Below are 24,373 nucleotides of genomic sequence, written 5' to 3' on the forward strand. Positions count from 1 at the left end.
ATACCGCCGCAAGACCGAACACAGGCACGGGGCGGACGATAACCGAGCCCTCCTGGCTCCCGTAAAGACAGTGCAGTCGGAAACAGGCGACAGTGGTGGACGCCAAGTTTACGAATCGTGATTCCCTCTCCGCCCCAGGGCGCACCTACATCGGAATCGGGCGCGCATCCCTCTATGCTGCGGGTGTTCTCCGTAACCCCCCTTCCCGGAGTGCTGACCCGTTATGCGCAATTGGATCCGACTCTTCTCCGGCACGCTGCTTGCCGCCACGCTCATGGCGGGGTGTGGCGGCACCGACCCGGACCCCGGCCCTGGCCCTGATCCCATCCCCACCGACGGAGGCTCCGACGCAGGCGTCGTCGATGCGGGCTTCGACGCCGGCTATGTCGAGGACGCCGGCGTCATCATCGACCCCGACCCCGACCCCGGCGAAGTCCCCGTCGACCCGTATGATCCGAACAACGCCACGAAGGACTCGGACTGCGACGGCCTGACGGACCAGGAGGAGTTCTCCACGGTCTACGCCGGCGGCTTGAAGACGAACCCCGGCCTGCGCGACACGGACGGCGACGGCATCCGTGACGGCGTGGAAGTCGGCCGCACGTCTAGCGTCAGCACGGATCCGAACTGCAACTTCCGCGCGGACCAGGATCCGACGACGCGCACCTCGCCGGTGAAGGCGGACACGGACGATGACGGGCTGCCGGACGGCCTGGAAGACGCCAACCGCAACGGCAAGCGCGACGCCACGGAGACGGACCCCAACACCGCGGACTCCGACGGTGACGGCATCCCGGACGGCGTGGAGGACGCGAACAAGAACGGCTCGGTGAGCCCCGGCGAGACGGACCCCCGCCTGCGCGACACCGACGGCGACGGCCTGCCGGACGGCCTGGAGAAGCAGACGGGCACGGATCCGCTCAAGCCCGACTCGGACGGCGACACCTGTTCGGACGGCGCCGAGGACGTGAACAAGAACGGCAAGGTGGATCCGGGCGAGACGGATCCGCGCAAGGCGGACTGCGCCGCGTCCATCCCCGACGCGGACTTCGACGGCATCCCGGACTCCGTTGAAATCGCCACCGGCACCAACCCGAACAGCGCCGACACGGACGGCGACGGCGTGGCGGACGGCGTTGAGGACACGAACAAGAACGGCCGCGTGGACTCCGGTGAGACCGACCCGCGCCTGACCGACACCGACTGCGACGGGCTCCAGGACGGCGCCGGCCGCAACGGCTTCCTCGGTGAGGACCCCAACTCCAACGGCCAGGTGGATCCCGGCGAGACGGACCCCACCAACCCGGACACCGACGGTGACGGCCTGCTCGACGGCGTGGAGCGTGGTGTGACGACGGCCGCGGCCCCGCGCAACAACTGCGGCTACGTGGGCGACGCGGACCCCACGACGAAGACGGACGCCAACAAGCCGGACACGGACGGCGACGGCATTCCCGACGGCGCGGAGGACTCCAACCAGAACGGCAAGGTGGACCCCGGCGAGCTCAACCCGCTGGACCCCGCGGACGGCGCGGCCACCACGCCCGCCGGCAAGGCGTGCCGCGTGCAGAACCTGCGCACGGTGACCTTCAAGGAGGACAGCGGCGCGGACCTCCGGCTCGCGCTGCCCAACACGTTCAAGGACGCCAACCTCCTCAACCTGAAGGCCAACGGCCAGACCGTGGGCGTGATGGGCTATGACGACACGAAGCAGGTGACGTTCATCGCGTACAAGCGCGCTCCGCTGAGCGGCTCCACCACGCCCTCGACCGACGAGTCGGGCATCCGCACCGGCACGCCGCTCCTGGCGCCGGCGGACGTGGAGTTCACGCAGACGTTCACCACCTGGGACGGCTTCCCCGCGGCGGTCTCCCGCTACGGGCTCGCCGGCACGACGGAGCTGAAGTCGTTCACCAACTCGCTGGCGCGCCAGCTGGTGCCCAACAGCACCGAGTCGCTCGGCGGTTCGGCGGGCATCAACGGCCCGTTCAAGATCCAGGCGCAGTACGTGCACCGCTCCAACGCGAGCGTGGTGGTGGTGCTCGCCATCACGCCGGCGGCCCGCTACAACGAGTCGGCCACGGGCAGCCTCTTCACCATGGCGGACACGGCGGGCGGCTCCGCGCTGGCGCAGTTCGGCGACGCGGACGCGGTGCAGTGCGAGGTCTTCACCGGCAACACGGCCGTGGTGGACTTCCTCTTCGTGGTGGACGACTCCGGCTCCATGGCGTCGTCGCAGACGTCGCTGGCGAACGCGGGCACGGCGGTGGCCAACAAGCTGGGCAACGCGACGCTGGACTGGCGCGTGTCCATGGTGACCACCAGCTACACGGTGGGCAACAGCGCCAACCGCAACATCATCCGTCCCTTCACCACCAACATCGACCAGTTCAAGGCGTGGCTGACCCAGAACGCGGTGTGCAACAACAACGTGTGCGCCGTGAAGGGTGGCACCACCCAGAACCCCACGTACACGCCGCTGCCCAACACCACCTGTACGGCCAACACCAACTGCTGGGTGGCCCTGGGCGGTGACGGCAGCGAGCGCCCGCTGGAGGCCGCGCGCAAGGCCATCAACGACATGGCCGCGTCCACGGGCGGCCCGGAGACGAAGATCCGTCCGGGCGCCAAGGTGGTGGTGGTCATCCTCACGGACGTGAAGGACCAGTCCACGGACACGGTGGCCAACTACACCGAGTACTTCCTCAACACCGGCACCGTGTCCGGCACCACGAAGAACCCCACGAACCAGTCCATCCAGGTGCACGGCATCATCTGCCCGCCGGACGGTTCCCCGTGCTACGCGGGTGAGGACAACAAGACCCCGCGCCACCTGGACGTCATCCAGGCCACGGGCGGCGTGTCCGGCAGCATCCGGGACAACACCTCCATCACCAACACCATCAACGCCATCGTGGACAGCGTCATCGCGTCGGTGGGTTACCGCACGCTCAAGCCGCCGATTGGCGCGTCGCTGAAGGTCGCGGTGGATGCGGTGGTGGATCCGGCCATCTGCCCCAGCATCGGGGACCTGCCGCGCAGCCGCACCAACGGCTTCGACGTGGACGGCATCAACCGCACCGTGTCCTTCTACGGCGCGTGCCGTCCGAGGGAGTCCGGCAAGACGCAGGCCGCGCTGTCGTACCGCTACTGGATCGACCGCACGGTCAAGCCGGACGGCAACCCGCCGCCGTGCGCGTCCGACACGCAGTACTACGATCCGAACGACCCGGACTTCTGCAAGGGCAAGCTCGCTTGCAACCGCACCACGGACAAGTGCGAGTGCCCGGCGGACTGCGGTGGCACGGCCCCTGCCGGCCAGGTGTGCAACACGGACCGCGCGGTGTGTGACTTCAGCTGCGCGCCGGACTGCGGCGGCACGTGCGGCACCTTCGAGACGTGCAACACGAACTCCTGCACGTGCAGCTGCGTGCAGTCCGCGACCTGCGCCGCGGGCTACAAGTTCGACAACAACGCCTGCGGCTGCGTCTGCGACACGGGCGCGCTCAACTGCGGCACCGGCTTCGGCGCGGACCCCGGTCTGTGCGCCTGCGTCTGCAAGCCGGACTGCGGCGGCTGCGCGCCGGGCTTCACCTGCAACGTCAGCGCGTGCGTCTGCGAGAAGCCCATCGGCTAGTCGGAAATGAAAACGCGCTCCCGGTGCCTCATGGACCGGGAGCGCGGCGCTGAATCCGAAGCCCCCGCTCCGCGACGCCCCCTCACGGGGGAAGCGGGCCGGGGGCTTCTTCTTTCCCCGCTACTTCGCCGGGACCAGGCTCGGTGGCGCGCTGGCGGCGCGGTACACGGGATAGAGGCCCAGGCGTTCATCCCAGGTCGGGTGACGCTCGGCGAAGAAGCGCAGGCGGGCGCGCGGGTCCTTGGCGAAGCCCGCGTCCTTCAGGCGCTCCTGGAACGCGGCCTTCACCGCGGGGTCCTTCGCCAGCAGCTCCCGGGCGTAGGGCTCCAGCACGTAGTCCTCGATGTACTCCTTCTGCTCGAAGTGGGCGTTGAAGAAGCCCCACGCCAGGAGCGAGTCCGGCCCCGCGGGCTCGAAGAGGTGCGCCACCAGCTGCACGTTCTTCTGCGCCACCGGCACGTAGAGCGTCCCCACGGGCAGGTCCTGCGTGTCCGGCGTCCACTCGCCATTCGCGGTGAGGCCCTGGTGGCCTTCGTTGGAGCGCACCTGGAACTGGAAGTCCTTCGAGCGGAACGACTCCACCTTCGCCGCGGGCACCGCGCGGGTGAGGCGCTGGAACGCGATGCCGTGCGCGGCCAGCTTCGGCGCGACCCACGCGGCGTGCGCGGCGGACACCAGGTAGCCGCCCTCGGGCAGCTTCGCGGTGACGGCGGGCTGCACGTCCGGCAGGTACGGCACCTTCCACGTCTGGGGCTGCGTATCGTCGTAGCGGATGTACGGCTGGCCGGAGATGTCCGACGGCAGGCGCTCGTAGGCGTAGCCCTTGAACGCAATCGCCTCGCGCTTGGACGTGTTCTTCCAGCCGAGCACCACCTCACGCACCTCGCCGGCCACGGCCTTCTGGTCCTCCGCCTTCACGGCGGCCAGGAGCGCGGCGCCGTCGCGGGACACGAGCTTCAAGAGGCCCTCCAGCACGTCGCGGGTGGCCTTCACGCGCTGCTCGTAGTTCTTCCAGGAGTGCGTCTCCACGAGCACGCCGAAGCGGTGGTGGACGGACCAGAAGGCATGGCTGAAGCGCGGCGGGGGGACACCGTAGGCGAAGCCGCTGGTGGGGTCGTCGTCCACGAGGAAGGACGGATAGAAGCGCAGCGGCTGGTGCCCTTGGGGTGTGAGGCCGGTGAAGAGCTCGTCCACCAGCTTCGTGCCCAGCGCCTGAAGCGCGGGCGGGCCGGACTTCTGGGGCTCCAGGCCCACGGACACGTCGGGTTCGAACTTGGCGCCGTCGGTGACGTGCAGGTCCACGTAGACGAGCGGGTCCCACGCGTTGAGGTACTTCAAGAGCAGCACCATCTCCGGTGCGTCCGCCTTCACGTAGTCGCGGTTGAGGTTGAAGTTCTGGGCGGTGACGCGGAAGCCCATCTCCTCCGGGCCCACCTGGTTGGGGCGGTGGTTGGGGTTGAAGCGCTCGTGGCCGTCCACGTTGAAGACGGGGACGAAGACGGCGGTGACGCCCTTGAGCAGGTCCGGCGTGGACGCCCGGTTCTGGAGCGCGTCGCGCAGGAGCCAGAAGCCCGCGTCCTTGCCGTCGATTTCACCCGCGTGGATGCCGCCCTGGAAGAAGACGACGGGCCGCCCCTTCTTGCGCGCGGCGTCCGCGGTGAGCGTGCCGTCCTGGCTGACGATGAGCGCCACCATGGGGCGCCCTTCGGGCGTGGTGCCCAGCGTGTCGCAGCGGGCCTTGCCGGGGAACGCCTTGGGGAAGGCGCGGCAGAGGCTCTCTGCTTCCGCGTAGCGGCCGGTGCGCTTCCAGCCGCTCTGCTCGGAGACGGTGGTGAGTGGGGGTGGGGCCTGCGTGAGGACCAGGGCTGCGAGGGTGGGCAGGAGCATGCCCGCTTGAGACCACAAGCCCCGCCAGCGCTCAACCTTGCCGCACGGTGTGTGTGCCGCCCACCGGCAGCACGTGCACGCGGTCGCGCGGCCAGCCCCGGCGCAGCCACTCCGCGTCCAGGCGGGCGGGCGGCTCGTCCAACGGCTCGTCCGTGAGCTTGAACGTGCCCCAGTGCATGGCGAAGAAGGCCATCGCGCCCAGGTCCTCGAAGGCCTGCACCGCCTCTTCCGGGTTCATGTGCTGCAGCCGCATGAACCACGCGGGGTCGTAGGCGCCAATGGGCAGCAGCGCCGCGTCCAGCTTGGGGAACCTGGCGCCAATCTCCTTGAAGCCCTGGAAGTAGGCGGTGTCACCGGAGTGGTAGACGCGCGCGCTGGAGCCCTCCACCACGAAGCCGCCCCAGAGCATCTGGTTGGCGTCGTTGAGGCCGCGGCGGCTCCAGTGCTGGGACGGCACGTAGTGCACGCGCACGGGCCCCACCTGCGTGGACTCCCACCAATCCAGTTCGTGGAAGGGCAGGCCCTGGCCCTGGAACACCGGCGCGTGGCCCAGGCCGGTGACGATGCGGGCGCCCACCTGCTTGAGCGTGGGCAGGTCCAGGTGGTCGTAGTGGTTGTGGGACACCAGGCTCGCGTCGATGCGCGGCAGCTTCTCCACCGGCACGCCGGGCGGCACGTTGCGGCGAATGACGACGTTGATGGCGTCGCGCAGCACCGGGTCGATGAGCAGCGACACTCCGTCCAACTGCACCAGCCAGCTCGCGTGGCCCAGCCACGTCAGGCGCGCGCCCTCGCCCGGGGCGGGCGGGGTGGCGAGCACCGTCAGGTCCGGCTCCACGTGCGGCACGACCGCGCGCGCGGGCGAGCTGCGGCGCTTGCCCGTGAGCTTATCCGTGACGGCCCACTTGAGGACGCGGGTGAAGGCCTGCGGTCCGCTGCCATCCAGGTTCTTGAAGCGCATCGCCATGAGTGGCTCCTGGCAACGGGTGTCCCCCAAAGGTGGGCCCGCGCCGCCTCGTGCGAGTCATGCTCGGCCGGAGGGGAGGGGCGCAAGGGGAATGCGGCTTTGGATGGCCTGGGGCGGACATGCGCCAGGCGCGGGCGAAAAGGGGCGCGCGCCGTATAAGAGGGCTTCCCATGGGACCTGTCTCTGGCACCACGACCCGCAGGGTGTTGCTCGCGTTCGGCGCGCTGGTGGCGTTGTTCGCGGCGGCGTCGGGCTATGCGCTCGGCCGGCTGGCGGACATCCACGAGGGCACGCGTGCGCTGCGCGAGGTGGGCGGCCGCGCGCGGGAGGCGCGGGAGTTGGCCACGGCGGTGAGGGACCAGTACGCGCATCTGGCGCACACCATCATCCTGGGCAACGACAGCCACCGGCGCTTCCACACCGAGGCCCGCGCCCGCGTGGAGGCGCTGACGCGGCGGCTGGCGGAGCACGCGCGCGACGCGGAAGAGCGCGCGGCGGTGGCGGACATCCAGGCGTCGGGCGACGCGCTGGACACGCTCTACCGGGACACGCTCCTGCCCGCGGTGATGGCGAAGGACGCGGGCGCGGTGGAGGCGGCGCATGGGCGCGCGCTGGAGTGGGTGTCGCGCATCCAGGCGCGGGTGGACGGGCTGACGGCGGACTCGGACGCGTCCATGGATGCCTTCGAGGCGCACGTGGGCGCGGTGGAGCGAGACAGCTTCCGCTGGGCGCTGCTGCTGTTGGGTGGGGCCACGCTGTTCGCGGCCGGGGTGGGCGTGTACATCGGCAACGCGGTGGCGCGGCTCGTCCAGCACGAGAAGCTGGCGGGCATTGGCCGGCTGGCGGCGGGCGTGGCGCATGAAATCAACAACCCGCTGGGCGTCATCCTCGGCTACGTGCGGCTGTTGCAGCGGCGGGCGGAGGGAACGCTCGCGGAGGACCTGCGCGTGGTGGAGGAGGAGGCGGTGCGCTGCCAGGACATCGTGGAGGGACTGCTGGACCTGGCGCGTCCGGGCCGCGGGCCACGTGAGCCGGTGGCGCTGCGCGACGCGTGCGAGGAGGTCGTCTCCCGCCTGCGTGAAGCCACGCGCCTGGGCACCGTGACGGTGGACGTGCACGGAGAGGGCACCGCCTGGGTGCAGGCGCCCCGGCTGCGGCAGGTGCTGCTCAACCTGGTGAAGAACGCGGCGGAGGCCGCGGGCGAGGGAGGACAGGTGGAAGTGCGCATCGCGGTGGACGCGGACGGGAGCGCGCGCGTGGCGGTGTCGGACTCGGGGGCCGGGGTGACGCCGGAAGCGCGGGCGCGGCTGTTCGAGCCCTTCTTCACGACGAAGCCCTCCGGCACGGGGCTGGGGCTCGCGGTGAGTCAGGCCATCGCGGAGGCGCACGGCGGCCGCATCGACGTGGACTCCGGGGCCCTGGGCGGCGCGCGCTTCACGCTGTCCCTGCCCGCGCCGTCGCGTGAACAGGAGGCTGCGGCATGAGCGGCGCGAAGCCCTCGGTCCTCGTCGTGGACGACAAGGAGAACATGCTCAAGCTGTTCGCGCGCATCCTCGGGGACGCGTACGCGGTGACGACCGCGCCCGACGGTGTGCAGGCGCTGGCCCTGGTCTCCGCGCGCACATTCGACGTGGTCGTCACGGACATCCAGATGCCGGGCGCGGACGGCTTCACGGTGCTGCGCGAGGTGAAGCGGCGCGCGCCGGACACGGAGGTCGTCCTCGTCACCGCCTACGCGAGCATCCCCAAGGCCGTGGAGGCCATCAAGGACGGCGCATACGACTACCTGTCCAAGCCCTTCGACCCGGACGAGGTGGCCCTGGTGGTCGCCCGTGCCCTGGAGCGCCAGCGCCAACGGCGGGATGCACAGGGACTCGCTGCCCGCGTGGCGCGCATGCCGGACTTCCACGGCCTGCGTGGCACCAGCACCGCGCTCCAGAAGACGCACGCGCTGCTCGCGCAGGTGGCGGCGCGCGACCTCACCGTTGTGCTCACCGGCGAGACGGGCACCGGCAAGGAGCTGGCCGCCCGCGCGCTGCACCGCGAGAGCCCTCGCCGCGACAAGCCCTTTGTCGCGGTGAACTGCGGCGCGCTGCCGGCGGAGCTGGTGGAGAGCGAGCTCTTCGGCCACGCGAAGGGCGCCTTCACCGGCGCGACCGGCGCGAAGGCCGGCCTCTTCGAGGAGGCCCACGGCGGCACGCTCTTCCTGGACGAAGTGGGCGACCTGCCGCTGCCCGTGCAGGTGAAGCTCAACCGCGCGCTCCAGGAGAAGGAGATCCGCCGCGTGGGCACCACCACGCCGGTGACGGTGGACGTGCGCGTGGTGGCGGCGACGCACCGGGACCTGGCACAGGAGGTGGCGCAGGGGCGTTTCCGCGAGGACCTCTACTACCGGCTGGGCGGCGTGACGGTGCGGATGCCCGCCCTGCGCGAGCGCCGCGAGGACATCCCGCTGCTCGCCATGCACTTCCTCGCTGGCGCGAACCGGCCGGAGCTGGAGGGCTTCACGCCCCCGTCACTCCAGGCACTCACCGCCGCGCCCTGGCCCGGCAACGTGCGGCAGCTGCAGAACGCGGTGGCGCGCGCGGTGGCGGTGGCGGCGGGCCCCCGAATCACTCCGGAGGACCTGCCGCCCGAGCTCACCGTCGCCCGTGCCTCCGCGACCCAGGGGCCGCTGCCAGCGGAGGCACTGGCGAAGCAGCCCTACCGAGAGGCGGTGGACCGCGTGCGCGACGCCGTGTCGCGCGACTACCTCACCGCGCTGATGCAGGAGTTCTCCGGCAACGTCACCCACGCGGCCGAGCGCGCGGGCATGGAACGCGAGAGCCTGCACCGCCTGCTCAAGCGCTATGGCGTCCGCACGGAGGACTTCAAGCGCGGCGACTGAGGCCTTTAGCGGGGCTCGTGCTCGGAGAGCACCTTGTCCAGCGCCTCCGCCTGCGCGCGGACGTCCGCGTCGGTGTCCTTCGCGGCCTTGGCGGCGTGAGCGCGGGCCTTGGCGGCCTCCGTCTTCGCCAGGGCCATGGCCATACACAGGTTCGCCTTGGGGTGATCCGGAGCTGCGTCCAGCGCGGGCTTGAGGACGGCCGCGGCCTGGGCGTCTTCCTGCTTCTCCAGGTGATACATGGCCAGGGCACAGGCCGGATCCACCGCCGAGGGCTCCTGCTTCAGCGCCTCCTGCAGCAGCTCCGTGGCGAACCCGCGCTGGTTGTGCCCGTCCATCGCGAACGCCATGGCGGTGAGCTCCTCCACGGAAGCGTCCCCCTGCTTCTTCGCCTGCTCGACCAGACGCTGCGCGTTCTCGAAGTTGCCGGCGCGCAGTTCCTTGATTCCTTCGGAATACGGGTAGCTCTTCACAGTGTCTCCCAGTGCACCACGCGGTGCGTTGCATGCATTCTGCGCGACTTTGGTTGGGGATCCGCAACTTTGGGGCGGCGGTTTCCGAAAAATCGAGAAGACTTCTCCCCCAGGCCCCCATGATCATCCGCAACTCGCCCGTCCGCCAGCCGCAGACCTCCTCCGGTACGGAATCCACCGCCGCGCGCCCCGCCGCCCCTGCCGCGCGCAACGTGGTGAAGGACTCCTTCTCCCCTGGCACCACCGCCGCCCAGCGCACGGGCGCCATCAGCAAGGCGCCCCCGGGCGATCACGGCAAGCTGATGAACGAGTACCTCACCGGCGCGCGCCCGCCTCCGGCGGACTTCGAGCAGGTGATGGGCTACAAGCCCTACGCCATCCAGACGCCGCACGGCCAGCGCATGCAGGATCCGCTCGGCTACGCCTCTGTCCCCGGCCAGATTGGCCCGGTGAAGGAGTTCGACAAGGCGGCCAAGACGCACGACTACGGCTACGACCTGCTGCGTTACTACGACCGCAAGGGCACGCCGCTGAAGCCGGAGGCCCGCAAGGCCGCGGACGCGCAGTTCCGCCAGGACATGTTCGACTACGCGAACGACCAGAAGGGCACGCTGTCGAAGTTCAAGTACCGTGCGTGGGCGCAGATCTACGCCACCGCGGTGGAGCTGAACTCGGTGCGCCAGGGCAACGGCCCTCCGTAGTCGTCAGGGAGTCGCATGGAGGCTGAAGGGCCAAACGCAGGGCTGCCCCCGGACCGCGAGGACGTGGTGGCGGCGCTCCTGGCCCATCAGCGCCGCTTCCTCGCCTTCGTGGAGCGGCGGGTGGGCAGCCGGGCCGTCGCGGAGGACCTCTTCCAGACGGCCTTCGCCCGCACCCTGGAGAAGGGCGGGGCGCTGAAGGACGGCGAGGGCGCGGTGGCGTGGTTCTACCGCCTGCTGCGCAACGCCCTGGTGGATCACCACCGCCGGCAGGTCGCGGAGGGACGCGCGCTGGAGGTGGAGGCGCGAGACGCGGACTCCGCCACCGAGGACCCGGAGCTGAAGGGCGCGGTGTGCGCGTGCCTCGCGGACCTGCTGCCCACGCTCAAGCCTGAGTACGCCCAGCTCGTGCGCGAGGTGGACCTGGAGGGGCGCGCGGTGCCGGACGTGGCGCGCGAGGTGGGCATCACCCCCAACAACGCGGGCGTGCGGTTGCACCGTGCACGGCTCGCGCTCAAGCGTTCGCTGGAGCGCGGTTGCGGCGCGTGCGCGGCGCACGGCTGTCTGGACTGCTCCTGCAAGCCGCGCCGCTGAGGCGGCCCTCGGCTCAGGGGCCTCAGGGGCAGGTCGCGGCGTCGTCGTTCCTTTCGATGGTCAGCCCCCACGGCTCGCCCTGGAACACGCTCGCCGCGAGCGCGGTGGCCCGGCACGTGGGCAGCTTCGGGTTGTCCACGACGACGAAGTCCAACGACACGCGTGCGAGCTCCGTCAGGCCGAAGTCCGTGAGCGCCATGTTGCCCTGGACGCTGAGGGTCTCCAGCTCGCGCAGCGACGTCAGGTCGCCCAGGGACTTGAGCGCCGGGTTGCCCAGCACCTGCAGCGAGCCCATCCGGGTCAGGGGGTGGAAGCCCTCCAGGGACGTCAGCACGGTGTTGCCCACGGTCACCACCGCGCCCGCGCTCCGCAGGCGGGGCAGGAGGTGCACGCGCTGGAGCTTCGCGTTGTACTTCAGGGTGATGTCCTGCGTGATCTGCTCCAGCGACGGCATGTCGCCCACACTCTCCAGCTGCGGGTTGCCCTGGATGAAGACGCGGCCCGCGTAGGAGAGGCGGTCGAACCCCGTCGTGTCGGTCAACCGCGGGTTGCCGATGATGCCCAGCTCACCCACGGAGCTGAGCTTGCCCAGCGGCTTGAGCAACTCCAGCACGGCGTTCTCGCGCAGCTCCAGCGCACCGTCCACGGACGTCAATTCGCCCAGCCCGAAGGTGCTCGCCAGCGCGGCGTTGTTCGTGATGCGCACATCCCCGTGGACCCGGACCAGGCGGTAGAAGGGCATCTGCTCCATCCGGAGGTGGTCCTCGATGATGAGGGACCCCAGGAGCTGGGTGATGTTGAGCAGCTGGCCGGGCTCCACCAGCGCGTTGTTCGCGCGCAGGATGATGCTGTCGCGCGGCTGCACCGCCGCCAGCCCGTTCAGCGTGGGGAGCATGGGGTTGTCCTCCACGAACAGGCTGCGCTCGACCCACAGGGGGAAGGCCGTCGCCGTGCCCAGCATGAGCGAATCCAGCCGGGCGTTGGCGCTCACCGTCACGTCTCCGCCCACGAAGCGCAGGGCGGGCAGGGACAGCCGCCGCAGGCTCGAGTTGCCCCGGGCCGTGAAGCCCTTCTGGATGACAGCGAGGGCGGGCAGGGACGCGTCGGTGAGCGTGGGCGCGGAGAGGGTCAGCCCGCCGCGCAGGTGGGTGACGCCCTCGAGCGCGACCAGGTCCACGGGGCTCGACACCACGAAGTCCCCGTCGTGCACGCGGGCGGCCTGACACACGTACAGGGTCGTCGCGAAGCCATCGCGGTCCGGCTGGCCGTCGTGATCCAGGTCCTGGAAGGCGTCCACGCGCGTGCCGCCCCGAGCGCAGTTCGGCCCCGCGGCCTCCGCCTGGTGGCGGAGCTTCAGGTCGGCCGGCTCCAGGTCGCAGACGTATTGAGTGGCTTCGACTTCGGACATCGAGAGCGCGGTGTCTCCGTCCAGGTCCAGGCCGGCCTCCACCGCGACGCCGCCGCTTTCATCGCCCTCACAGGGCGCGGTGAAGGCCGGGAGCGAACGCGCGCGTGAGAGCACGGGGGCCGGTTCGTCGCAGGCGTACACCTCCTGGGCAATCTCCTCGTCCTCCAGCAGCCCGTTGCCATTGGCGTCATGGCCGGCGTGAGACACCTGCCCGCCCATCGTGCACCGCGCGCCCGGAGTCACCGGCCGCACGCGCAGGAGCACGTTGGCGACCGAGGTGGCGCAGACGTAGTCGGTGGCGGAGACCTCCGCGTCGTCGAGCTGCCCGTTGCCGTCCTGGTCCAGGCCGGACTGCACCGCCCGTCCCCCCAGTGTGCAGTTCGCGCCGTGTGGCTCGGTCCGCGCGCGGGTGCGGACCTGGGGCAGGGCGGCGTCGCAGACGTAGTCGGTGGAGGAGACCTCCGCGTCGTCCAGTTCCCCGTCGCGGTCCCGGTCCAGGCCGGACTCCACCGCGTCTCCGCCGAACTCGCAGTGCTCGCCAGGAGGCTCCGGGCGAACGCGGGTCTTCGCGTCGCGCTGGGTGAGCTCCGACAGGTCGATGGCATCACAGCCGCCGGTGAGAAGGCCCAGCAGCGCCCCCCACGTCCCCCACATGCGTCGCATTCGATGCCCTCTCTGGTCGGGCCCCGACCTTGCTTCCCTGGCCATACGGAGCGAGCGGATTTTCCTGGCCGTTTCGCGTCGGACTCGTCGCGGCCAGACGCGCAAGCCCCCGGAACTCCAGGCCGCTGGCGCCGCGTCCTACCGGAAAAGGCCCCGTGCGGACAAACCCCCAGGCCCGCCTGGCGCCCTGCCTCCCAGTGGGACGAGCGCGGGCGGCACGGGCTTCGGGAGGGAGGGTTACGCATGTGTAAGAGCGCGCCGGGTGCCGCGTTGGCCCGGGGAAAGGAGGCTTCCCATGACGCATCACCATCCGCATCACCCTGTTCCGCCTTCACCCCGGTCGCCGCCCTCCGTGGGCGGGGAGGGGCCCGCCATCGACCCCGTGTGCGGCATGGAGGTGGACCCTCGCGCACCGAAGGGCGGGAGCTGGGAGCACGAAGGGCACACCTGGTTCTTCTGCGGCCCGAAGTGCCGCGAGCGCTTCCAGGAGGACCCCGCGCGGTTCCTCCAGCCCCGGACGCCGCCACCGCCCGCCGCGCCGGGCGCCGTGTACGTGTGCCCCATGGATCCGGAGGTGCGGCAGGACGCGCCAGGGGCGTGCCCGAAGTGCGGCATGGCGTTGGAGTCCGAAGCGCCGCCCGTCCTCCAGACGCGCGTCGAATACACCTGCCCGATGCACCCGGAGGTGGTGAGCGACGGGCCCGGCACCTGCCCGAAGTGCGGCATGGCGCTGGAGCCACGCACGGTGACGGTGGAGGAGCCGCCGGATCCAGAGCTGCGTTCGATGACGCGAAGGTTCTGGGTGGGCCTGGTGCTGAGCGCGCCGCTGATGCTGCTGGGCATGTCGGACATGCTGCCGGTGCGGCACGGACTGTCGCCCTCGGCGCTCGTGTGGGCGCAGTTCGCGCTGGCGACGCCGGTGGTGCTGTGGGTGGGGGCGCCGTTCTTCCAGCGGGGTTGGGCGTCGGTGAAGAGCCGGCACCTGAACATGTTCACGCTCATCGCGCTGGGCGCGGGCGCGGCGTACGTCTTCAGCGTGGGAGTCACGCTGTTCCCGCACCTGTTGCCGGAAGGCGCGCGCACGGGACACGGCGGCACCGTGCCCGTTTACTACGAGGCCGCGGCCATCATCCTCACGCTGGTGGCGCTGGGGCAGGTGTTGGAGTTGCGCGCCCGCCACGCGACGTCCGGTGCGCTGCGGGCCCTGTTGTCGTTGGCCCCCGCCACGGCGAGGCGCATCTCGGACGACGGCCACGAAGAGGACATGCCGCTGTCCCAGGTGCACGCCGGATGGCGCCTGCGCGTGCGCCCCGGTGAGAAGGTGCCGGTGGACGGCGAGGTGCTGGAGGGCGCGAGCGCGGTGGATGAATCGCTCGTCACCGGTGAGCCCGTGCCGGTGGAGAAGGGCCCGGGCGCGAAGGTGACGGGTGGCACGCTGAACGGCACGGGCACGCTCGTGATGCGCGCGGAGCGAGTGGGGCAGGACACGCTCCTGTCGCGCATCGTCCAGCGCGTGGCCGAGGCGCAGCGCACGCGCGCCCCCATCCAGCGGTTGGCGGACCGGGTGGCCGGCATCTTCGTGCCCGCGGTCATCGCGGTGGCGGTGGTGACGGCGGTGGTCTGGGGCGTGTGGGGTCCGGAGCCGAGGCTCGCGCACGCGCTGGTGAACGCGGTGGCGGTGCTCATCATCGCCTGCCCGTGCGCGCTGGGCCTGGCCACGCCCATGTCCGTGATGGTGGGGACGGGGCAGGGCGCGCGAATGGGCGTGCTCATCCGCGACGCGGCGGCGCTGGAGCGGATGGCGGCGGTGGACACGCTGGTGGTGGACAAGACGGGCACGCTCACGGAGGGCAAGCCGCGACTCGTGACGGTGGAGCCCGCGCTTGGTGTGGACGCCTCCGAGCTGCTTCGCCAGGCCGCGAGCCTGGAGCGAGGCAGCGAACATCCGCTGGCCGCCGCTGTGGTCGCGGGCGCGAGGGAGCGAGGCGTGTCCCCCGGTGGCGTGGAGGACTTCCAGTCCGTGCCAGGGCAGGGCGTCCGGGGCCGCGTGGGAGGACGCGAGGTCGCGCTGGGCAACGCGGCGTTGATGCGGAGCCTGGGCGTGGAGGTGGAGGCGCTGACGGAGCGCGCGGAGGCGCTGCGCCAGGAGGGCCAGACGGTGGTGCTGGTGTCGATGGATGGCCGCGCGGCGGGGCTCCTGGGGGTGGAGGATCCGCTGAAGCCGTCCACGCCGGAGGCCCTGGCGAGGCTGCGGGACGAAGGCCTGCGCGTGGTGATGCTCACCGGAGACAGCCCGACGACGGCGCACGCGGTGGCGCGCAGGCTGGGCATCACGGAGGTGATTGCCGGCGTGCAGCCTGACGCGAAGGGCGACGCGGTGAAGGCGCTGCAAGCCCAGGGGCGCGTGGTGGCGATGGCGGGCGACGGCGTGAACGACGCACCGGCGCTGGCGCGAGCGGACGTGGGCATCGCCATGGGGACGGGCACGGACATCGCGATGGAGAGCGCGGGCGTGACGCTGGTGAAGGGCGACCTGCGAGGCATCGCTCGGGCGCGTGGGTTGAGCCAGGCCGTGCTGCGCAACATCCGGCAGAACCTCTTCTTCGCCTTCGTCTACAACCTGCTGGGAGTGCCGCTGGCGGCGGGCGTGCTGTACCCCGTCTTCGGGTTGCTCCTGAGCCCGCTGTTCGCGAGCGCGGCGATGAGCCTCTCCTCGGTGTCCGTCATCGGCAACGCCCTGCGGTTGCGGCGGCTGAAGCTCTAGTCCGGAAGCAACCGGCCAGTCGGGCGCGCGCGGCGGGATGGTGGCGTCCCCGCGCGTGCCCACCGTGAGGCCCGAAAGGACCCCCACCATGGCGAATGCCGAAGTGATGCGAGGCGACGACGCGATTCGGGTGTGCATCGACAACTGCACGGCCTGTCGCCGCGTCTGCCTGGAGACCCTGGCGGACTGCCTGAAGCAGGGAGGCAGGCTCGCCGAGCCCGGGCACCTCCGGCTGCTGATGGACTGCGCGGACATCTGCGAGACGAGCGCGCGTTTCATGCTGCGCGGTTCGGACCTGCATTCGCGCACATGCTTCGCCTGCGCGGAGGTGTGCGCCGCCTGCGCGACCGCCTGCGAGGAGATGGGCGACGAGGGGATGATGGAGGCCTGCGCGGACGCGTGCCGCCGCTGCGAAGAGTCCTGCCGGAGGATGAGCGGCGGGGTGATGCCTCAGCCCCTCAACCCGGAGGCCGCCCAACGCTTCGCCGACCTGCCCGCCTGAAGGGGGCGTGCACGGAGGCCCGGGCCCATTAGACTGGGCGCATGACCGCCCGCGAGGAGGGGCGCACCCCAGGTGCGTCCCCCAGTCACATCTCCGTCGTCCGGCTTCCGCACTCCTGGTTCATCCTCTGCACGTCGCGCGAGCTGGGGGACAAGCCGCTCGCGCGCACGCTGCAGGGCACGCCCCTGGTGCTCTTCCGGGGCGAGGGCGGCAAGCCCGGCGCCCTGATGGACCGCTGTCCGCACCGCAACGTGCCGCTGTCACTGGGGCGCGTGCAGAACGGGCAGCTGGAGTGCGGCTACCACGGGTGGCGCTTCGACACCGGAGGCCAGTGCCGGCTCATCCCCGGCCTGGTGGGTGAGCCCGAGGCCCGCTCCCGCTGCGCCGCTTCCTACCCGACGCGCGAGCAGGACGGCTTCGTCTGGGTCTACTCCACGCCCGGCGTGGAGCCCACGTCGGAGCCCTTCCGCTTCCCGCTGCTGGACGCGGCGGAGTACACCACCGTGCGCCGGGTGCTGCGCGCGCCGGGCTCGCTGCATGCGGTGCTGGAGAACACGCTGGACGTGCCGCACACGGCCTTCCTCCACGGTGGCCTGTTCCGCACCGCGGAGAAGAAGAACGAAATCGACGTGGTGGTGCGCAGGAGCGCGGACCGCGTGGAGGCGGAGTACCTGGGCGAGCCCGCGCCCAAGGGGCTCGTGGGGCGGCTGCTCGCGCCGGGGGGCGGGGTGGTGCAGCACTTCGACCGCTTCCTGATGCCGTCCATCGCGCAGGTGGAGTACCGCATCGGAGAGAAGAGCCACATCCTGGTCAACTCCGCCATGACTCCGGTGGATGACTGGGACACGCTCGTGTACGCGGTGGTGACGGTGAAGCTGCCCGTGCCGCGCTGGCTGCTCAAGGCCGCGGTGCCCTTCGTGCTGCCGGTGGGCCTGCACATCTTCGGGCAGGACGTGCGCATCCTGGAGCGGCAGACGGACTCCATCCGCCGCTTCGGCACGGAGGCCTACGCCTCCACGGAGATTGACGTCCTGGGGCCCAGCATCCTGCGCCTGATGCGCGCCCAGGAGCGCGAGCGCACCGCGCCGCCTCCGGACACGGTGCACGAGACGCGCGTGCGCATGCGCACGTAGGGGCCTTCAGCTGGCCTTGGGCGCGGCCCGGGGCTGCACGAGCTCCGTGGAGAAGTAGCGCTCCATGCGGTCCGGGAACACCGTCACCACCTGGGCCTGCGGGCCCAACTGCTTCGCCGCCTCCACCGCCGCCGCGTAGTTGAGGCCGGAGGACGGGCCCACCGGGAAGCCCCGGCGGATGAGCGCCCGCGCGGTGCGCATGGCCAGGTCATCCGAGATATCCAGCTCCACGCGGCCCGGCATGTCCGCCTCGCGGTACAGCCGCGACAGGCCGTCCACCACGCCCGGCACGCGCGCGCTGAAGCTGCAACATTCGATGTCGCAGCCCAGCCCGGCGATGGGCCGCGCCACGAAGGGCGTCACCGGACAGCCCGCTTCCGCGAACGCCTGGAACAGGCCCACGATGGTGCCGCCCGTGCCCACGCCGCTCACCACGCCGTGCACCAGCCCGCCCGGCACCTGCGCCAGGATTTCCTGCCCCGTCCACACGCGATGCGCCTCCGCGTTGTCCGGGTTCTCGAACTGGCGGGGCGCGTAGCCGCCGCGCTCCTTCGCCAGCGCTTCCGCCCGCGCGATGGCACCCCGGATGCCTTCCGAGCGCGGCACCAGCTCCACCTCGCCGCCGTAGGCGCGGATGGCGATGAGCCGCTCCTCCGTCACGCCCTCCGGCATCACCGCCGTGAAGCGGCAGCCCATCTGCGCGCTCGCCAACGCCATGGCGATGCTGGTGGAGCCGCTGGACGCCTCCACCACGTCGCCGCCCGGGCTCAGGTCCCCCAGACGCCACGCCTTTTCCAGCATGTACCGGGCGATGCGATCCTTCGTGGACCCGCTGGGATTGAGGAACTCCAACTTGCACCAGATGGTCGGACCTTCCGGGTCCAGCCGCACGGGCACGAGCGGCGTGGGCCCCACGGCCTGGAGGAAGCGACCATCAGCGGGAAGCGGGCGGCAGGGAGGGCGCATGGACCATCCCTATCGCGAATCCGGCTGGCGCGGGAGCCACCCTGTCATCCAGCGAGCGGCGGCGGACGCCCGTTCCCCTGGCTGTTCCGTCGGAGAAGACATTTTCCCACGTGCAACACTTGGCGCGCCCGGGGGCAGCCATTACGAAGAAGGGCCACGGTTCCATCCGCTCGCATGTCCTCCGCGCCCATCATCCTCAACGTCAATGACGACCTGGCCAGCCGTTACGTCACGTCGCGCGTGCTGTCCCTTTCGGGTTTCCAGGTCCTGGAGGCGGGCACGGGCGGAGAGACGCTGGCGCTCGCGGACGAGCACACCGACCTGGTCATCCTGGACGTCCGCCTGCCGGACATGAGCGGCCTGGAGGTGTGCCGGAGACTGAAGGCCTCCCCGCGCACTCGCAGCGCGCTGGTGCTGCACCTGTCCGCGCAGGCGGTGGGCGCCGCGGACCGGGCGCAGGGGCTGGAGCACGGCGCGGACGCGTACCTGGTGGCGCCGGTGGATCCAGAGGAGCTGGTGGCCCAGGTGCACGCGCTCCTGCGCCTGCGCCGCGCCGAGCGCGAGGTGCGCGTCCTCTCCGACCAGGTGCAGCAGCAGCGCCGCCTCCTGGAGCTGGCCATGGCCGCGGCGGCGGACCCCATCGCGCTCTATGACGGCGACGGGACGCTCATCTACGCGAACCAGGCCGTGGCCGCGTCGCGTGGCTCGCATCACGTGCACGTGCCGGGCAGGAGCATGGACGCGATTCGCGTGATCGACCCGCAGCTGGAGTCCTACGCGACGGCGCTGGACGCGGCGCGGCGCACGGGCCAGGTGCAGCGCGGACGCGTCACCCTGTCCTCGGACCAGGGGCCGCGGCACTTCGAGTACACGATGTCCCCGGCCACCGGCCCCACGGGCGCGGTGGAGGCCGTCATCGCCACCGGTCAGGACGTCACGGAGCTGCGCAACGCGGAGGACTTCCGCGAGCAGTTCATCGGCATCCTGGGCCACGACCTGCGCAACCCGCTCAACGCGCTGTCCATGTCCGCGCAGCAGCTCCAGCGCCAGGGGGAGCTGTCCGACCGCCAGCGCGTCTTCACCGAGCGCATCCTCACCAGCGCCGAGCGCATGGAGCGGATGATCCGCCAGCTGCTGGACTTCGCCAGGGCGCGGCTGGGCGCGGGGCTGCCGGTGGTGCGCTCGCGGTGTGACCTGTTCGACGTGGTGCGCGGCGCGGTGGAGGAAGTGCGCGCCAGCCAGCCCCAGCGCGAGGTGCTGCTGGACATGCAGGGGGACGGGCGCGGCGCGTGGGACGCGGACCGGCTGGAGCAGGTGGTGGGCAACCTGGTGTCCAACGCGCTCAAGTTCAGCCCTTCGGATTCACCCGTGCGCGTGAGCGCGGAGGGGCTGAATGGCGAGGCCGTGGTGCGGGTGCACAACCTGGGCGCGCCCATTCCGGCGGAGCAGCTGCCGCACCTCTTCGCCGCGTGGCGCCGCGCCGGCCGCAGCGACCGGGAGCGTGGCGCGGCCGGAGGGCTGGGCCTGGGGCTCTACATCACCGCTCAGATTGTCCACTCCCACGGCGGCACCGTGAAGGTGACCTCCACCGAGGCCCAGGGGACGACCTTCACGGTGCGTCTGCCGCGAGGCTGAAAATCCTACGGGTTTGACGACTCGTGGACGGATGCATTGCGGCCACCCTTCCGGATGCGCAGGCGCGCCCCCACCCTGGGGGCATGGTCCCATCCGAAAAGCAAATCTTCGCCCAGAGCGTGGAAGCCCTCTTCGTGCGTGCGTTGGGGCCGTACCTGACGCGTGACGGGCGCCAGAAGCTGAAGGCCGCGGGCCTGAACCTGTCCGAGCCGCTGCGCCCCCACTACTCGCTGGAGCAGTGGCGCGTCTTCCTGGACGTGGCCGCGCGGGACGTCTTCCCCGGCCAGTCCCTGGAGTCGGCCTACCTGGAGCTGGGCGCCCGCTACCTGAAGGGCTTCCAGCAGACGTCCGTGGGGCGGGCGAGCATGCAGCTGGTCACGCACCTGGGGCCGCAGAAGACGCTGGAGCGCGTGCCGTACAACCTGCGCGCGGGCAACAACTTCAACGAGGTGCGGGTGGAGGAGTTGTCCAAGCAGGACGCCACCCTGTGGGTGAAGGACGTGCTGGCGGACAACCCCTTCTTCGCCTGCGGCTTCCTGGCGGAGACGTTGCGCGCGTCGGGCGCGGGCTCACCCGAGGTGAAGCCCATCGCCTTCGACGGGACGGCGGCGACGTACCGGCTGACGTGGTCGCAGGCGAAGTCGCAGCGGCCCGCGGGCACGCTCGCGCCGGTGCGCCGGCTCTACGGGTAGCGCACGGGCGCCGGCGGATCATCCGGAGGCAGGGGGATGAACTCCGTCTCCGTGGGCACGGCGGCGAAGCGGCCTTCCTTCCAGTCCGCCTTGGCGGCCTCCAGGCGGTCCTTGGAGGACGACACGAAGTTCCAGAAGAGGTAGCGCGGGCCGTCCATGGGCTCGCCGCCCAGGAGCATCATCCGCGCGGAGGACTCCGCCTTGAGGATGATTTCGCTGCCCGGCTTGAACACGAGCAGTTCGCCGGGCTGGAAGCGCGTGCCCTCCACCTCCACGGTGCCCTCGACGAGGTAGAGGCCTCGCTCCTCGTATTCGGCGGAGAGCTTCAAGCGGGAGCCCGCCTCCATCTTCGCGTCCGCGTAGAAGAGGTCGGAGTGGGCGCGCACGGGGGACTTGCCGCCATGCACCTGGCCCGCGATGACGGTCAGGTGGATGCCCTCGCCGTCGATGATGGGGAGCGTGTCCGCGGGGTGGTGGACGAAGGCGGGGGCGACCTCCTCGTGCTGCTTGGGGAGGGCGATCCACGCCTGGATGCCGAAGAGGCGGCCACCGGCGGAGCGGGTTTCGGGGCCGGTGCGCTCGGAGTGGGCGATGCCCTGGCCGGCGGTCATCCAGTTCACGGCGCCGGGGCGGATGGGCTGCACGAAGCCCAGCGAGTCGCGGTGGAGGATTTCGCCCTCGAAGAGATAGGTGACGGTGGACAGGCCGATGTGCGGATGGGGGCGCACGTCCAGGCCGCGGCCGGGGTCGAAGTCCGCGGGGCCCATCTGGTCCAGGAAGATGAAGGGGCCGACCATGCGGCGGCGCGCGGAGGGCAGGGCGCGGCGCACGTGGAAGCCATCGCCCAGGTCGCGCACGCGCGGGACGATGAGCGTCTCCAGGGAGGGCGGGGGCTCACGGCCCTGCAGGTCTTCTTCCCAGCTCATGGTGTGGCTCCTTTTCAAGGCGCTCAGTGTGCCTGGGTTCCCGTCCCGCGCGGCCACTTTCTCCCGGACGTTCCGTGCTCGGACGCTTCACTCGGACCGGGGTGGGGAGGCACCGTTGGACGCCGTGCTTTCTCCGTGTTGGATCCGCGTTTAGCCTGGGCTTCACAATGTCCCCTGGGTTCCTCGGGCTTGCCGTCGCGACCGTACTGGCGCTGACACCCCTGACGCTCCGGGCGTGGCGCCGCGCATGGGCCCGGCGTCGCTGGCGGGCACTGGGCCCCATCCTGGAGCTGTCACCGTTCCCGTCGTCCACGCGCGTGCTGCTGGCGGGGCGCTACCGGGGCCATCCGGTGGAGGTGTCCCTGTTGCGCACGGGAGCCTCACGGCTTCGTCTCACGCTGGGGGTGAAGCTGCCTCAGGACTTCGCGCTGTTCCCCCAGGGGTGGGGGCTGCGTTGGCGCGGGGCCTCGAAGGAACGGGACATCCAGGTGGGCCAGTCCGCGCTGGATGCGGCGTTCCTCATCCGGGGCGCGAATCCAGCGGCGGTCATCCGCCTGTTGGGCGAACCCGTCGTCCGCGATGCGCTGCGCCAGCTCCAGGCTCGCGGTGCTCCGTTCCAGCTCCAGGGGCAGGAGCTCACCGCCTCCCCAAGGGGCTCGCTCTCCGAAGAGTCCATCCGGGAGCTCCTGCGGGACCTCGCGGGGGTCGCTTCCGCGCTCCAGTCCACGGCGGAGAACCACCGCGCGCTGGCGGCGTCGGCGCGGGAAGCGGTCCAGGACAGCTCGCCCGCCACGGGGACGGTGCTGACTGTGTCCGACCGGAGGGACTTGGACTTCCAGCGGTTCGTCAGGATCCGCGAGGAGTTCAGCAGGCGGTTGGCGCTGCACAACACCGTGGTGTTCGCGGGCGGTGTCGTGGGGCTGCTGGGCGGGGGCCTCTGGCTCTTCCTGCGGCGCGCGCCTCCTCCGGACGGGTGGGACCTGGCGGGGGTCCCCTTCGCGGCGGGCTTCATCTGCGCCAGCCTGACCTCCATGGTCAGCACGTATTTCCACCTGCTGTGTCCGGGATGCGGGAACAACCTGCGGGACTTCGACAACACGGATTCGGACGGATCGCCCACCCTGTCGCTGGACCGCTGTCCGCACTGCGATGTCTGGCTGAGGTGAGCCGTGGCTCCAGCCTAGCGCTCCAGCAGTGCCCGCTCGCGCGCGTTCGACTGGAGCCAGGAGGCAGGGCGTTCCTGGAGCTCGGCGATGAAGGGCGGGCGCGAGTTCAGCTCCCAGCGCAACTGAAGCGTCGTCCACTGGCCGTCGGCCTGGAAGTCGTATTCCCAGTGCTCGAACGCGCGCTCCACGTCGTCGGAGATCTCGGTCCCGTGATGGATGAGGTCCGGTGCTCCCACCCGTTGGAGGACTTCCCAGGCCGACATCGTCTTCTCCAGGGTCGCTGCCCGCTCGCGCCGGTCCGGCAGGCACTCTGGGATCGCGTACCGTTCATGCTTCGCGTCGAGGAAGGAATAGGCCGCGAAGCCCCGGGGCTGGACCCCCAGCCGCCGGAGGGACTGCTGGACGATGGGGCGGAAGGCCTGCTCCTCCAGGGACGCTTCGTGGAACACGGAACTGCGCGAGACGCTGCTCCAATCCTCCACGGATTCCCACTGCTGGAGGAGTGGCAGGCACGCGTGGATGCGGTGTGCGCCCACCAGCACGACGGCGCCCACCACCCTGTCGAGGTGCTTCCGCAACTCGCTAGGGACTTCCTTCTGCGGAGCGGTGGATGACTTCGACAGGAGCGCTTGAACCTCCTGGAGCTGCTCCGTCAGCATCGCCAGCAGCGCGGACGCATCGCGCTGCTCCGCGGCATCCCATTCGCGAGCCCGGACATCCGCCTCCGGGAGGATGGCCGCGTGGGTGAGGTCGAGCACCAGCCGCTGCCCTCTGTGGGTCCGCCAGATGAAGAAGTCCGTCTCGGCGTCGCGGAAGAAGTAGGGCCACGCATGCTTCGACCAGAACAGCCCCGCGGTCGTGTACGTGGCGTGGTCGGCCTGCCACGCATTGCGTCCCACCTTCCCTTCCCTGGGACCGAGGATGTCCACCCGAAGCACGTCGCGTCCCGAGGGAGACACGGCGATGAGCTGAGGGCCGTGGGTCCGGAGGATGGACCAGCCCGTGTCCGAGACGAACAGTTGGTGCGGACTGCTCTCGTTCCATTTCTGCCACCGCTCCCAGACAAGGCGAGGCTCGGCGCTCCCGCGGATGTGTTCGAGCAACTGGAAGCGGAACTCGTTCTGGAACGCGGTGCGCCTGCCCCACCACCAGGAAGCCTTCCGCCCGCCGCGGCGGAGGATCGCCCCGTTGTGGGGTGAGCGGGCGGTCAGGGTGAAGCGCCCGCTGGGCGAGTGTGTCTCCAGGTCGGAGAAGAAGACTTGGGTCATCCGAACGAGGCTACCGCGCCGCATTCCTTGGCACAGACCCCCCGTCTGGAGGGAGGCCTGGGCCCCGGGTGGGCACCCGGCGTCCGTTGACGACGCGCTGTACCTGTGTT

General features: G+C 70.9%; 18 protein-coding genes. 11 read left to right on the plus strand and 7 right to left on the minus strand.

Features of this window, described 5'->3' with window-relative positions:
- Positions 1-223: 223 nt before the first annotated feature.
- Positions 224-3,637, plus strand: coding sequence for an adventurous gliding motility lipoprotein CglD (gene cglD / locus GTZ93_RS04060; protein WP_139914822.1), 3,414 nt, complete (start codon positions 224-226; stop codon positions 3,635-3,637).
- A 120-nt stretch (positions 3,638-3,757) separates the two neighbouring features.
- Here the strand turns inward: cglD and GTZ93_RS04065 are convergent, their stop codons facing one another.
- Positions 3,758-5,524, minus strand: coding sequence for a M14 family zinc carboxypeptidase (locus GTZ93_RS04065; protein ID WP_139914823.1), 1,767 nt, complete (start codon positions 5,522-5,524; stop codon positions 3,758-3,760).
- 31 nt (positions 5,525-5,555) lie between these two features.
- Positions 5,556-6,491 (minus strand): MBL fold metallo-hydrolase, encoded by a 936-nt coding sequence (locus GTZ93_RS04070; protein ID WP_120593396.1) that lies wholly within the window; start codon positions 6,489-6,491, stop codon positions 5,556-5,558.
- Between the two features lie 170 nt (positions 6,492-6,661).
- On the opposite strand from GTZ93_RS04070, the gene GTZ93_RS04075 reads away from it, so the two are divergent.
- Both GTZ93_RS04075 and GTZ93_RS04080 read left to right on the plus strand, forming a co-directional pair.
- Positions 6,662-7,975, plus strand: a complete 1,314-nt coding sequence (locus GTZ93_RS04075; protein WP_139914824.1) for a sensor histidine kinase — start codon at positions 6,662-6,664, stop codon at positions 7,973-7,975.
- Positions 7,972-9,378: a sigma-54-dependent transcriptional regulator gene (locus GTZ93_RS04080; protein WP_139914825.1), complete on the plus strand. Its 1,407-nt coding sequence runs from the start codon at positions 7,972-7,974 to the stop codon at positions 9,376-9,378. Before GTZ93_RS04075 ends, GTZ93_RS04080 begins: the two co-directional genes overlap by 4 nt.
- A gap of 5 nt (positions 9,379-9,383) precedes the next feature.
- Here the strand turns inward: GTZ93_RS04080 and GTZ93_RS04085 are convergent, their stop codons facing one another.
- Entirely contained in the window at positions 9,384-9,848 is a 465-nt protein-coding gene (locus GTZ93_RS04085; protein ID WP_139914826.1) for a hypothetical protein, read from the minus strand.
- A gap of 119 nt (positions 9,849-9,967) precedes the next feature.
- Between GTZ93_RS04085 and GTZ93_RS04090 the strand changes: the two genes are divergently transcribed.
- Both GTZ93_RS04090 and GTZ93_RS04095 read left to right on the plus strand, forming a co-directional pair.
- Positions 9,968-10,549 (plus strand): hypothetical protein, encoded by a 582-nt coding sequence (locus GTZ93_RS04090; RefSeq protein ID WP_139914827.1) that lies wholly within the window; start codon positions 9,968-9,970, stop codon positions 10,547-10,549.
- A gap of 15 nt (positions 10,550-10,564) precedes the next feature.
- Positions 10,565-11,140: an RNA polymerase sigma factor gene (locus GTZ93_RS04095; protein WP_139914828.1), complete on the plus strand. Its 576-nt coding sequence runs from the start codon at positions 10,565-10,567 to the stop codon at positions 11,138-11,140.
- 22 nt (positions 11,141-11,162) lie between these two features.
- On the opposite strand, the gene GTZ93_RS04100 is transcribed toward GTZ93_RS04095, so the two are convergent.
- Positions 11,163-13,211 (minus strand): DUF7151 family protein, encoded by a 2,049-nt coding sequence (locus tag GTZ93_RS04100; protein ID WP_139914829.1) that lies wholly within the window; start codon positions 13,209-13,211, stop codon positions 11,163-11,165.
- 295 nt (positions 13,212-13,506) lie between these two features.
- Here GTZ93_RS04100 and GTZ93_RS04105 point away from each other — a divergent pair, with 295 nt between their 5' ends.
- From GTZ93_RS04105 to GTZ93_RS04115, 3 genes are all read left to right on the plus strand, one after another.
- Entirely contained in the window at positions 13,507-15,975 is a 2,469-nt protein-coding gene (locus tag GTZ93_RS04105) for a heavy metal translocating P-type ATPase (protein ID WP_139914830.1), read from the plus strand.
- Between the two features lie 88 nt (positions 15,976-16,063).
- Complete coding sequence (locus GTZ93_RS04110) at positions 16,064-16,477, plus strand: four-helix bundle copper-binding protein (protein ID WP_139914831.1); 414 nt, start codon at positions 16,064-16,066, stop codon at positions 16,475-16,477.
- Between the two features lie 41 nt (positions 16,478-16,518).
- Positions 16,519-17,610 carry an aromatic ring-hydroxylating oxygenase subunit alpha gene (locus GTZ93_RS04115; RefSeq protein WP_139914832.1) on the plus strand — a complete coding sequence of 364 codons (1,092 nt, stop codon included), beginning with the start codon at positions 16,519-16,521 and terminating at the stop codon, positions 17,608-17,610.
- Positions 17,611-17,616: 6 nt separating this feature from the next.
- On the opposite strand, the gene GTZ93_RS04120 is transcribed toward GTZ93_RS04115, so the two are convergent.
- Positions 17,617-18,576, minus strand: a complete 960-nt coding sequence (locus GTZ93_RS04120) for a PLP-dependent cysteine synthase family protein (RefSeq protein WP_139914833.1) — start codon at positions 18,574-18,576, stop codon at positions 17,617-17,619.
- Between the two features lie 174 nt (positions 18,577-18,750).
- On the opposite strand from GTZ93_RS04120, the gene GTZ93_RS04125 reads away from it, so the two are divergent.
- The gene (locus GTZ93_RS04125) at positions 18,751-20,211 is read left to right on the plus strand and encodes a sensor histidine kinase (RefSeq protein ID WP_139914834.1); all 1,461 of its coding nucleotides are present in this window, start codon (positions 18,751-18,753) and stop codon (positions 20,209-20,211) included.
- 83 nt (positions 20,212-20,294) lie between these two features.
- On the plus strand, positions 20,295-20,903 hold the full coding sequence (locus tag GTZ93_RS04130; RefSeq protein WP_120574385.1) for a DUF2378 family protein: 609 nt from the start codon (positions 20,295-20,297) through the stop codon (positions 20,901-20,903).
- Here the strand turns inward: GTZ93_RS04130 and GTZ93_RS04135 are convergent.
- Positions 20,894-21,829: a pirin family protein gene (locus tag GTZ93_RS04135; protein WP_120593383.1), complete on the minus strand. Its 936-nt coding sequence runs from the start codon at positions 21,827-21,829 to the stop codon at positions 20,894-20,896. The genes GTZ93_RS04130 and GTZ93_RS04135 overlap by 10 nt on opposite strands.
- Before the next feature lie 167 nt (positions 21,830-21,996).
- On the opposite strand from GTZ93_RS04135, the gene GTZ93_RS04140 reads away from it, so the two are divergent.
- Positions 21,997-22,995: a TFIIB-type zinc ribbon-containing protein gene (locus tag GTZ93_RS04140; protein WP_139914835.1), complete on the plus strand. Its 999-nt coding sequence runs from the start codon at positions 21,997-21,999 to the stop codon at positions 22,993-22,995.
- 14 nt (positions 22,996-23,009) lie between these two features.
- Here GTZ93_RS04140 and GTZ93_RS04145 read toward each other — a convergent pair whose 3' ends face one another.
- Entirely contained in the window at positions 23,010-24,263 is a 1,254-nt protein-coding gene (locus GTZ93_RS04145; protein WP_139914836.1) for a hypothetical protein, read from the minus strand.
- Positions 24,264-24,373 lie beyond the last annotated feature (110 nt).

Source organism: Corallococcus exiguus (genome assembly GCF_009909105.1).
In the GTDB taxonomy this organism is placed as follows: Bacteria; Myxococcota; Myxococcia; order Myxococcales; family Myxococcaceae; genus Corallococcus; species Corallococcus exiguus.